This is a genomic window from Sphingobacterium sp. SGL-16, assembly GCF_011043515.1.
Classification (GTDB): domain Bacteria; phylum Bacteroidota; class Bacteroidia; order Sphingobacteriales; family Sphingobacteriaceae; genus Sphingobacterium; species Sphingobacterium litopenaei.
This window is the reverse complement of the sequence record NZ_JAAKGQ010000076.1, coordinates 1-11,077: the sequence shown is the minus strand read 5'-3', so window position 1 is coordinate 11,077 and position 11,077 is coordinate 1. Positions and strand designations below refer to the sequence as shown.

Here is an 11,077-nt window from a genome sequence, read left to right as displayed (position 1 = left end):
ATTTTCAAGCCCTTTAATAAATAGTATGTAGTGGATCTTAAGTGTTACCTTTCGCAATTTGCGGACCAAGTTTTCCCGTCTTTGGTATAATTAATGTCTAATTCAGAAGCAGAAATAGATATTGAGCCTAATGCCCCATCATTGAATATAATCACGTTGCCCTGTCCTTTTTCCATTTTAATACCATTCAATGATGGAATAGCATCAGAAAAATTGAAATTATACGTATCACCTATTTTTGACACAGTAACCGAGCCATTCGCATTTGTCTTAATTTCATCCAGCCCTTCGCTATATCGAACCGTACCATTATATTTTCCTACAAAAAGACTGTTATCTGTTGGATCGTCGTCTTTGCTACATGATGAAAAGGCAAATAAAGTGATGAATAACAAGCTTAAAATTTTGATAGTGTTTTTCATAAATGTTTTAATTAGTGTGTAACAAAAATTTTATTAAATCATTTGATGAAAGGCAACCACTATGCCACAGGCTAAAATTTCAATGGGTTTTAACGGAATTTTAACAGTTTGTTATTGTTTTAAAATAATTAGAATAAGGATAATTGCGTATCTCGATAATGTAGTCGATCTATTTTTGCATATTCAAAAGGCTCGAGATTTAGTTTGTTTTTGAGGCAATGTAGTTTAAAAACGTTACGAATTATCTCAGCAATATTACCCGTACCTTTCATTCGTTCGCCGAAATTTGAATTGTTGACTTGGCCATGGTGACAGCTTAAAATAGAATTCCAAATCTTATCACAGCGATCGGGATAAGCAACTTGGAGCCAATCTTTAAATATTTCGCCTATTTGTCCATTAAGTCTTATGATTATATAATTCGCCCATTTAGCTCCGGCATCGCTTGACGCTTTCAATATTTGTGGAATTTCGGTGTCCGTCAGACCTGGAATAACAGGTGCCACGTTGACTCCTATGGGGATATTGCAATTAGCGAGTTCTTCTACCACGCGAAGGCGTTGTTTTGCAGTTACAGTACGTGGTTCAATCTTTTGACGGGTATCTTCATTTAATGAGGTAATTGAAACAAATACTTTCAGAAGACCAAGTTTTGCCAATTCTGAAAGAATATCTTTATCCCGAAGGATCAGCGCATTTTTGGTAATAATACTAATAGGTTGTTTATAATGAAGAGCTGTTTGTAAAATATCCCTTGTAAGTTTCTTCTCGCGCTCAATCGGTTGGTAACAATCCGTATTACCAGAGAGGTGAATAGGTGTGAAGTTCCAATTTTTTCTGCTGATGAATTTTTCGAAAAGTTCTACAGCGTTCGTTTTAATTATAATCTTGCGTTCAAAATCCAAACCTGATCCCATATCCCAATACTGATGCGAATTGCGGGCGTAACAATAGATACAACCATGTTCACATCCTTGGTAAGGGTTAGCTGAGAAAGCCATTCCTACATCTGGGCTATTGACTTTGTGTACTAAAGATTTGGCCTCTGAAGGAATAAAAATGGTTTTATTAGATTCTTCCTCAAAAGAATCTATGGCTTCAATATGGAACTTTCCATATACATCCTGCACAAATTTATTATGGGGATTGTATTGTGCACCTCTACCTTTTAAGTAATCTTTACCTTCCATACAAAAGTAAAATTACTAAAATTTTTAGTAAAAATAAAAGTTATTGAGTTTTTAAGTAGTGGTATATTTCGGTTTGTGATCGTACACTTTCTTTATCTAATGTGTTGACATAATCGTTATTCATTAGATTGTTGAGTACACGTGCTTTGACATTGTCATTCAATTGTATTTGTAAGATATCGTAAAGCTGTTTAGCTAGCGAAGAATCTGTAATGCGAACAGCAGCTTCTATTCTGTAATCCAAATTTCTGGTCATCCAATCCGCTGAAGAAATGTATGTATGTTCTTTTCCGCCGTGATAGAAATAAAACACACGGGCATGTTCTAAATATTCATCGACAATACTAATGGCGTGCAAAGGCTCTTTGAAAGCTTTTTGGTTCTTGGCACAATAAATTCCGCGCACTATTAAATCTATTTTAACGCCTGCATGTGCCGCTGCATAGATTTTCTTAATGAGTGTTTTGTCGCTTAGTGCATTCAACTTTATAATAATATGAGCTTTCTTATTAGATTTTGCTTCCGCAATTTCATAATCGATATACTCCATTAGTGTGTTGCGCATGCTGATTGGACTAAATAATAAACCTTTGCCAGCATGTAGATTCTCCTCCATACTTTTTGGTTCACGCAAGGTGTCAAAGACTTTATTAATGTCCTCCATAATGTTTGTATTGCTTGTCAATAAGCAATAGTCTCCATAGTGTTTGGCAGTCTTTTCGTTGATATTTCCCGTGCTGACGAATCCATATTGAATGATCTCACCGTTTACACGTTTTTTTATCACACAGAGCTTAGCATGAACCTTCTTGTCAGGAATACCCACTAAAACATTAATACCTTCCGTTTCGAATCTTTCTTTCCACATGAGGTTATTGAGTTCATCAAAACGGGCACGTAATTCCAGCATAACCGTTACTTCCTTGCCATTACGATGAGCATTTACTAAGGCGTTGCCAATTTTAGAATTGCTGGCTAAGCGATAAGCCGTAATTTGTATAGATATAACATCGGGATCAATAGCAGCTTCGCGCAACAAATCAATAATGTGGTCAAAATTATGATAAGGAAAAGCTAAAAGAACGTCTTTTTGCGTAATCACATCGACCATACGATGTTGATTAACCAACTCGGGATGATGAAAAGAAGTTCTTTCTTCGGGTTGGTTGTATTTCCTAAAGACATTTGGAAAATCCATGAAATCTTTAAAGTTATGGATTTTCTGTCCTGGAATTATAGAGTCAATTTTTGAAATATTCAGCTTTTTGAGAAGAAATTCAACCAAATCCTGGTTCATGTTTTGGTCAAATACAAAACGCGTAGGCTTGCCTTTTCTACGGCTTTTGAGTGCTTTGGCAATTTTTTCCGCAATATTGGTATTGATATCATTGTCGAGATCAAATTCGGCATCGCGGGTAATTTTGAAGGCGTGCGCATTAAATTCATCAAACCCAAAAAACGAAAAAATATAAGGCAGATTTAATTTGATAATATCTTCCAAAAGAATGACGTGAACTTCCTTTTTGGATGAAGGCAATATCGTAAAACGATTGATTTGTCCTGTCGGAATCTCAATTAGTGCAAATTGAGGATGATGATCATCCTCTTTTTTCTTCATGGCAATTCCAAGATACAAGGATTTATCACGAAGGTAAGGCATGGGTCTATTGTCATCCAGAAGGAGAGGAATCACGTTTGATTCAACCTCATTTAGGTAAAATTCTTTTACAAAATCCTCCTGTTCATGGGTTAAATCTTCACATGTTTTGACAAATACACCTTCTTTGGCCATCTCATGTTGAACATCAAGCCATACCTTATCAAATTTTTTCTGTTGCTTGATAAGCTTTTTGTTTAGTTCTTCAAGTATGAGTTCTGGTTTCTCGAAAAAGATATGTTTAGCTTCTTTCTCGTCAATCAGCAGTGCACGTTTCAAACCAGCTACGCGCACACGGAAAAATTCGTCCAGATTATTGGAGAAAATACCTAAAAATTTAATTCTTGAAAGAAGAGGTACGGACTTGTCCGCTGCTTCTTGCAAGACACGTCCGTTGAAACTTAGCCAGCTAATATCTCTTGGTATATATTTTCTTCCCATAAATCTGTTAATCAAATATACTACTTCAATGTTAAGGTTTTATAAACTTGACATGAAGTAATTAATTAGATCCTCGACGTTTTAAAATATGGATCGCTTCATATTTTGTGGTATCATAATAGGGAGGTTCTAATGAAAGAGTGGTAGGATAGGGCTTACTTTTATCAAAAAAGAAAATCCGAGTAACACTATTAAAATCATTTGTAGGAAACAGTTCGGCACAGGCTTCGAATTTGGCATTAGGAATGTCGCCGACAGAAACAGCATAAATGCGTTCTATGCCTCCTTTATTTTGCTCATTGCGAACAAAAGCTACTTCTTCAAAATTTCCTGGAATATCTTCTATACTGGGTTGGCTATATGCATCCCAAATCATATACCCTAATATCAAAATAAGAGGTATGGCTAAAAGCCATACCTTTTTGGATTTCTTCATCTTAAATGTTATAAGCTAATTTGAATGTTCAATAATTTGTAGAATTCTTTTAAGATTTCTTGGTGTCCAGGCCATGCTGGTGATGTCACCAAGTTTCCATCTACTACCGCTTGATCAGCAGGAATATTTTTCCAAGTTCCACCCGCCAATTCAATATCTGGACCAACCGCGACATAAGCTGTTAATGTTCTGCCTTGTAAAACTTTGGCAGTAGTCAACACCTGAATACCATGACAAATCGCTGCTACAGGTTTATTCGCTTCAAAAAAATGTTGCACGATTTCAATTACACTTTTGTTTAGACGGATATATTCAGCCGAACGACCGCCTGCAATGTACAATCCATCATAATCTGCCGGATTAACCGCTTCGAAGTCTTTGTTAATAGCAAAATTGTGACCTCTTAATTCTTTATATGTTTGATCTCCCGTGAAATCGTGTACTGCTGTAGGCACAACATCACCTTTTTTACGATCTGGTGCAATGGCATCTACTTCAATTCCAACAGCTCCCATCGCTTGAAAAGGTACCATCGCTTCATAGTCCTCTACATAATCGCCTACTAGTAATAATACTTTCTTTGCCATTTTATTTTAGTTTTTAAAGGTTAAAGATTTATTAATAAAACACAATTAATTGTTTTCTGTTTTTCCTTCGAATAACTCTTTCAACGTTCTTTTCGTTTTACGCACTTTAGCTTCTAGTTGACTACGCAAAAGCATATTTGTCACGCCCTTACCTTCTTCGAAATTGTTGTTAAATTCGGGAAGAGAAAAAGTGTCCAATACTTTTGCTCCATCAAAAGGTAAACGTGCTTCCGCAATGCTCAAAACAGATTGACCTCCACGAGCACCAGGACTTGTTGCCAATAAGAACACTGGTTTTCCGTTAAAGATTTTACGACCTTTAATACGCGATACCCAGTCAATTATATTTTTGTAACACGCATTATAATTTCCATTGTTCTCCGCGAAAGAAATCAAAATAAAATCAGCCCAATCAATCTTGGCAGCAAAGTCTAAAGCTTGTTGTGGTATACCGATTTCTGCTTCTAAATCAACAGAGAAGACAGGCATAGCATAATCATTCAGATCAATGATTTCTTTGACATCATCGAATTCCTTGTAATATTTAGAAACACTAGTGACGAATTTTTTATTGATGGATTTGGAGCTGTTACTCGCTCCGAAAGCTAATATTTTCATAAACCAAATTTACTGCATGTGATTGTTGTGTGTATAATTCTAAAGTCAGAATTACGTATATGAAGTTATAAAAAAAGGGTTGATAATTTATCAACCCTTCTCATTATTTATAGGATATTTTGTCTTATACGTTGAATCTGAAGTGCATGATATCACCATCTTCTACGATGTAAGTTTTACCTTCTACCGATAGTTTTCCAGCTTCTTTAACCGCATTTTCTGAACCGTATTGTACGAAGTCTGCATATTTAATTACTTCCGCACGGATAAAACCTTTTTCAAAGTCCGTGTGAATAACACCAGCTGCTTGAGGAGCAGTAAATCCTTTTTCAATAGTCCAGGCGCGAACTTCTTGGACACCAGCTGTAAAGTAAGTCGCTAGGTTTAATAATGAATAAGCCGCACGAATTAATTTGTGTACCCCTGATTCTTCCAAACCTAAATCTTCTAAGAACATTTTACGCTCTTCGTAGCTTTCCAATTGTGCGATTTCAGACTCGATTTGAGCTGAGATAACCAATACTTGCGCATTCTCATCTTTTACAGCTTCTTTTACACGCTCTACGTACGCATTTCCTGTTGTAACAGAACCTTCATCTACGTTACACACGTATAATACAGGTTTCACTGTCAACAATGTCAAATCTGCAATATATTCAAAATCTTCTTCGCTAATAGGAGCAGTACGAGCAGATTTACCGGCCTCCAAATGCTCTTTTACTACAGAAAGAATTTCAAAAGTCTTTTTCGCATCCTTATCGCCACCAGTCTTAGCCATTTTCTCCACTTTTTGAATACGTTTTACAACTGTATCCAAATCTTTCAACTGAAGCTCCGTGTCGATAATTTCTTTGTCACGAATCGGATCTACAGAACCATCAACGTGGATTACGTTACCATCATCAAAACAACGCAATACGTGTATGATTGCGTTTGTAGTACGGATATTACCTAAAAATTGGTTACCAAGGCCTTCACCTTTGGAAGCACCTTTTACCAATCCAGCGATATCCACGATTTCGATCGTATTCGGAACTATACGTTGTGGATTTACTAATTCAGCTAATTTATTAAGACGTTCATCAGGTACAGTGATGACACCCACATTTGGTTCAATTGTACAGAAAGGAAAGTTTGCCGCTTGCGCTTTAGCATTAGACAAACAGTTGAATAATGTTGATTTACCTACGTTTGGTAGGCCTACGATACCACATTGTAAAGCCATAAATTCTTTATGCTGTAAGATTTTTAAATTTGTGCAAAGATAGTAAAATAGAATGAGAAGCGAATTGGTATTTTAAGGTAAATAATATATGTCGTTTGCAAGGATAAATCATTATTCTATTATTAAAGATAATTGCCTTATCCCTACATTTTATCACAAAGGTTGCCTAATAAATTTAGCTTCGCTGAGCAGAGCTTGCATCATTTCGTTTGCTTCCTTTTAAGATGACAAAATGGAGTGCTGCTCGCGGCACGAACGATGCTACAGAAGCTTTAAGGAGTTCTTCAATCCAACATCTAATCATATATGGATTTAATTTTGATTACTTTTTAACTCCTTTAAAATGAGTACTTCCGAAACATTTTACAAATTTTAACATTTTATGGATTAATCTTTTCTTAATAGTTGGCAGTCATAAAAGCAAAATAACAGATAAATTAACGAGGAGGTTACCATGAAAAAGCTACTTTACTTTACATTATTAATCGGAGGGTTATTTATAACTCAAACTTCAAAAGCACAGATAAGTGTTAATATAAATATCGGTTCACAACCTTTGTGGGGTCCAGTAGGATATGATTATGCACGATTCTATTATATGCCTGAAATCGATGTGTATTATAATGTAGCCTCACGTAAGTATACTTATTTTCACGGCAATAGGTGGGTGACTAAATCTAAATTGCCAAGCCGTTACCGTCATGTGAATCTATTCAGTACGTACAAAGTAGTTATTAATGATAACAATCCTTGGAGATACCATAGAGACCATAGAAAAAGTTATGCACGCTATGCTTCGCATCGTCACCAACCCGTGTTGAGAGATGCACGTCATGATAGACCAAGACATGTGGTAGAACGCAGAGCTCCATCCAGAGATATCAAACATTATAAAAAAATGGAGAAAGAACGTAATAAACACAACAAGCACCACAAAAACGATAGAAGAAGATAAGATTTCATATTTATAAGAATAAAAGTTTGTTTACTAGATTAGATTTAAACCGATTTTCATATTGAAAATCGGTTTTTTTATGCTTGTAGATTTATGTTTACTTTACTTAAAAATTTATTAATATATAAATGATATTGTCTTGTATTTTTCTCTTAATTTTGGAGAAAATAATACATTCTGAAATGTTCAAATTAAGGGGGGAGTTATTCGGATTTGGTGCTGTAACTCTCATAACTTTGGGATTTTTTTCTTGCAACAACTTTTCTAACGCTGTATTTGGTTCACACAAAGTTGATTCTTTAGTTAATAGAATTGAAGAATTAATAGAAGATAAACCAACACTACACAGCAAATGGGATTCGCTTAGACACAATAAGATTGTCTTTCGAGTAGATAGCCTAAATCCTATCGATATCAAGACACAAAAGAAAAACCTGCGTGATTCTTTGCGTAGAGAATTTGACAAACATCCTAAGCATGTGTACCTGACTTTCGATGATGGACCATTAGTGGGTAGTCGGGCAATTGATTCCATTGCGAGAGCAAAAAACATCAAGGTCAATACCTTTGTGGTAGGAAGGCATTCTACGATTGGCAAGTATCGTTTACGCGATTTGAATCTTTATATTGAGAATCCTTTGGTCGCTGTATACAACCACAGTTATACGCATGGCTACAATCGATTAGGTACTTTTTACGCGGATAGTATCAAGGCTTTCGAAGATTTTAAGAAAAATGAATCTAATATTAAGATGAACAGTAAGGTTGCCCGTCTTCCTGGCCGTAATATTTGGATTTATGATAATGAACGGAGAATTGATATTCCTAATGCGGCGCCTACAGCAGATTTATTGCACAAAGATGGGTATAAGGTATTCGGTTGGGATGTAGAATGGCGTTTGAATAGCTACTCAGGCGAGCCTAATATTCCTTTTGAAACTGTTTACAATCGTATAGTAAATTATATGAACAATAAGTCTTCCAAGGAACCTAATAATGTGGTTTTTTTGATGCACGATGATATGTTTCAAACGAAGAAAGGGCAGAAGCTGTTGTCAGATCTTATTGACAAACTATTAGCTAAAGGCTATAAGTTCGAGTTTATGGAAGATTATCCTATAAAATATTAACCATGAAAAGGCACTGTAATAGGTGCCTTTTTTAATTGGTCCATTATTACATCCTTTATTAAAGAAATAGTTTTTACCTTTGTGCTATGGCTAAAATGTTTAATAATATCGAGGATTTGTTGGATGATATGGTTTTATGCTTCTCCGAGCATGCTATGTTTGATGTATTAGAAGAACGCGATGTTATTTCTATTCTTCCTATAGAAGACGAAGGGAAAGCAAAAGATTTTTTAGCTAAAACAAATCAGGTATTAGCTGATCATTTTGAAATCTATGACGAAGATTGCTATGGAGCTGATAGCCTTTCGGATAAAGAGGAAAACCCTATTCTCTTTTGGAAAGATTACTTAAACTGCTTTTTTGACTTTGAATTGGTCGATGATGATGCGGTTAATTCTAAATATGTAGGTACAGCATTTGGAATTTACCAGATTACTGGAATTGCTTTCCGTGATGAAGTAAATAAACGAATCAAACGCCGTCGTCTGAATGGAATCCGTTTGGAATACAAAGTCAAAGAGACACCTATGGATCGTAATAATCATTGGAAACGTACTTACGATAAAGAGTTTTAATACTCAATTTATCTTATTATAGCCTCGCTAAAGCCTTAAATATTATTTAATCTCGCTCAAGCCGCGAGGGGCTCATAGTTTCCTTCGTAGATTGCTTCGCAATTTCTTAATTGATGACGAAAGTATGCAAAGCAATCAAGGCTTGGATATTTTGGCTAAAATCCACTTGTTTACGCTAAACAGATTTGAGCCGATTCACTTCTTAAATCTGTTTTTAATGCTTCAACTTGGTTGATTTCTTAACACCAAAACATCCTAGGCCGTTTTGCGTTATTGCAATTTTGTAGTTTTAATGCTTCTATCTTAAAAGAACGACCTAAGGTTGCGCAGGCGTTAAGAATTGTAGAGGATTTTCGTTAAGAAATCAAACTTGTTTGAGCGAAGCGAGTTTGTTTGATTTTAGAAAATACGAATACAATTTAGCCGAGAAATCTAGTCTTGACTTTTTGAATACTTTTTTGTCAAGAAAAAAGTATTATGCCCGTCTGGCATAGAAGACAACAATAGATCGTGCTTCCGGCAAAGAGGACAAAGCAACATATTTTTAGATTTCTCCTATCGTCGAAATGACGGGGTAACTTTCCAATACAATCGCCTTAGTAGAACCTTATTAAATGATCGTCATATTGAACGCAGTGAAATATCTATAAGCTATTTGTAGCCTCGCTGCAGCCTTGAAAGTTGTTTAATCTCGCTCAAGCCGCGAGGGGCTCATACTTTTTATTCATTAGAGTAGTTTTAGGTATGAATGAGCACTTCGTGGTTTATCGTAAAAAGTATGCAAAACCTTGTCGCTTAAAACTTTCGCAACAGTGTTTCTTCCTTCCTACATTTTCGCGAAAGTTTGTGAGGCGACATTTTTGATAAATTGTATGGATAGTACCTTTTCTTTATAAGATTTGAGCCGTTTCACTTCTTAAATCTGTTTTTAACGCTTCAACTTCGTTGATTTCTTAACACCAAAACATCCTAGGCCGTTTCTTTTGGCAGTTACTAAATAAAATTTTCCAATAACATCAAAATCCTTACAATTACTTAAATATCGCCTTAGCGGATCGGCAATAGCAGGAAGAGTGACACGTTGTGCCGATACGGTACAGCGATGAGTTTTGCATACTTTTGCGGTCAAAAGTATGATGCCCGTCTGGCATAGAAGAAAACAACAGGTACTACTTCCTTCACAAAGGACAACAGAATACCTTACTTCTGTTATAAGTCACAATGACAAATGAGAATAATTATTTAAATAAAAAATATCACAACTTTTTCTTTATTAATACGTTATACTAATATTAACCATTGTAGAAAGGAGATTTGTTATGAATCTTGCACAAAAAAGAATACCTATACCTTCTCGCACCACTTCGTCATCAAGAGCTCATTGGATAGATTATCTACGCATATCACTTGGCGTCATTATATTGGCCAAAGGTATAAGCTTTATCAATGATCGGGATGCGGTTCAGCATCTGATCGAACAGACTAATTTTCAATTGTCCATCTGGGGAGCTGTACATTATGTAGTATTCACGCACTTAGTAGGAGGGCTGTTTATTATTTTGGGCTTTCAGACCAGACTGGCTTGTATTCTATTATTTCCAGTATTAGTTGGGGCAGTCTTTTTCGTTAACATTACGAATGGCTTTGGGTTTTTGAATTCAGAGTTTTGGTTGTCCATCTTTGTGATGCTGCTGTTGATTATTTTTATAATTCAAGGCTCAGGACGATTTTCACTGGATAATATGATGAATAAGCCAGGGTATCAACGGGAAATTTAAAAAAATAAAAAAGGACAACTTAACTAGGAGGGCACTGAAAAAGTCCCCTTTTATATTGGGCCC

General features: G+C 35.6%; 11 protein-coding genes. 4 read left to right on the top strand and 7 right to left on the bottom strand.

The annotated features are described in order from the left end of the window. Positions 1-44: 44 nt before the first annotated feature. The 7 genes from G5B32_RS16225 to ychF all read right to left on the bottom strand — a co-directional run bounded on the left by G5B32_RS16225 (position 45) and on the right by ychF (position 6,576). The gene (locus G5B32_RS16225; protein ID WP_165292546.1) at positions 45-422 is read right to left on the bottom strand and encodes a hypothetical protein; all 378 of its coding nucleotides are present in this window, start codon (positions 420-422) and stop codon (positions 45-47) included. Positions 423-550: 128 nt separating this feature from the next. After that, positions 551-1,612, bottom strand: coding sequence for a PA0069 family radical SAM protein (locus G5B32_RS16220; protein WP_165292545.1), 1,062 nt, complete (start codon positions 1,610-1,612; stop codon positions 551-553). Positions 1,613-1,652: 40 nt separating this feature from the next. Further along, positions 1,653-3,710, bottom strand: a complete 2,058-nt coding sequence (gene ppk1, locus G5B32_RS16215; protein ID WP_165292544.1) for a polyphosphate kinase 1 — start codon at positions 3,708-3,710, stop codon at positions 1,653-1,655. Between the two features lie 61 nt (positions 3,711-3,771). Beyond that, entirely contained in the window at positions 3,772-4,146 is a 375-nt protein-coding gene (locus G5B32_RS16210; protein ID WP_165292543.1) for a hypothetical protein, read from the bottom strand. An 8-nt stretch (positions 4,147-4,154) separates the two neighbouring features. Then, the gene (locus tag G5B32_RS16205; protein ID WP_165292542.1) at positions 4,155-4,733 is read right to left on the bottom strand and encodes a DJ-1/PfpI family protein; all 579 of its coding nucleotides are present in this window, start codon (positions 4,731-4,733) and stop codon (positions 4,155-4,157) included. A gap of 45 nt (positions 4,734-4,778) precedes the next feature. After that, positions 4,779-5,351 carry an NADPH-dependent FMN reductase gene (locus tag G5B32_RS16200; RefSeq protein ID WP_165292541.1) on the bottom strand — a complete coding sequence of 191 codons (573 nt, stop codon included), beginning with the start codon at positions 5,349-5,351 and terminating at the stop codon, positions 4,779-4,781. 124 nt (positions 5,352-5,475) lie between these two features. Beyond that, positions 5,476-6,576, bottom strand: coding sequence for a redox-regulated ATPase YchF (gene ychF, locus G5B32_RS16195; protein WP_165292540.1), 1,101 nt, complete (start codon positions 6,574-6,576; stop codon positions 5,476-5,478). A 454-nt stretch (positions 6,577-7,030) separates the two neighbouring features. Here ychF and G5B32_RS16190 point away from each other — a divergent pair, with 454 nt between their 5' ends. From G5B32_RS16190 to G5B32_RS16175, 4 genes are all read left to right on the top strand, one after another. Then, a complete protein-coding gene (locus tag G5B32_RS16190; RefSeq protein WP_165292539.1) occupies positions 7,031-7,531 on the top strand; it encodes a hypothetical protein in 501 nt (166 codons plus the stop codon). 182 nt (positions 7,532-7,713) lie between these two features. Next, a complete protein-coding gene (locus tag G5B32_RS16185; protein WP_165292538.1) occupies positions 7,714-8,661 on the top strand; it encodes a polysaccharide deacetylase family protein in 948 nt (315 codons plus the stop codon). An 86-nt stretch (positions 8,662-8,747) separates the two neighbouring features. Then, positions 8,748-9,236: a hypothetical protein gene (locus G5B32_RS16180; protein WP_165292537.1), complete on the top strand. Its 489-nt coding sequence runs from the start codon at positions 8,748-8,750 to the stop codon at positions 9,234-9,236. A gap of 1,319 nt (positions 9,237-10,555) precedes the next feature. Next, positions 10,556-11,014 (top strand): DoxX family protein, encoded by a 459-nt coding sequence (locus tag G5B32_RS16175; RefSeq protein ID WP_165292536.1) that lies wholly within the window; start codon positions 10,556-10,558, stop codon positions 11,012-11,014. Positions 11,015-11,077 lie beyond the last annotated feature (63 nt).

Excerpts from the sequence above, each read along its gene's own strand:
- G5B32_RS16225 (WP_165292546.1), bottom strand. The coding sequence starts at position 422 with ATGAAAAACACTATCAAAATTTTAAGCTTGTTATTCATCACTTTATTT.
- G5B32_RS16220 (WP_165292545.1), bottom strand. The coding sequence starts at position 1,612 with ATGGAAGGTAAAGATTACTTAAAAGGTAGAGGTGCACAATACAATCCC.
- ppk1 (WP_165292544.1), bottom strand. The coding sequence starts at position 3,710 with ATGGGAAGAAAATATATACCAAGAGATATTAGCTGGCTAAGTTTCAAC.
- G5B32_RS16210 (WP_165292543.1), bottom strand. The coding sequence starts at position 4,146 with ATGAAGAAATCCAAAAAGGTATGGCTTTTAGCCATACCTCTTATTTTG.
- G5B32_RS16205 (WP_165292542.1), bottom strand. The coding sequence starts at position 4,733 with ATGGCAAAGAAAGTATTATTACTAGTAGGCGATTATGTAGAGGACTAT.
- G5B32_RS16200 (WP_165292541.1), bottom strand. The coding sequence starts at position 5,351 with ATGAAAATATTAGCTTTCGGAGCGAGTAACAGCTCCAAATCCATCAAT.
- ychF (WP_165292540.1), bottom strand. The coding sequence starts at position 6,576 with ATGGCTTTACAATGTGGTATCGTAGGCCTACCAAACGTAGGTAAATCA.
- G5B32_RS16190 (WP_165292539.1), top strand. The coding sequence starts at position 7,031 with ATGAAAAAGCTACTTTACTTTACATTATTAATCGGAGGGTTATTTATA.
- G5B32_RS16185 (WP_165292538.1), top strand. The coding sequence starts at position 7,714 with ATGTTCAAATTAAGGGGGGAGTTATTCGGATTTGGTGCTGTAACTCTC.
- G5B32_RS16180 (WP_165292537.1), top strand. The coding sequence starts at position 8,748 with ATGGCTAAAATGTTTAATAATATCGAGGATTTGTTGGATGATATGGTT.
- G5B32_RS16175 (WP_165292536.1), top strand. The coding sequence starts at position 10,556 with ATGAATCTTGCACAAAAAAGAATACCTATACCTTCTCGCACCACTTCG.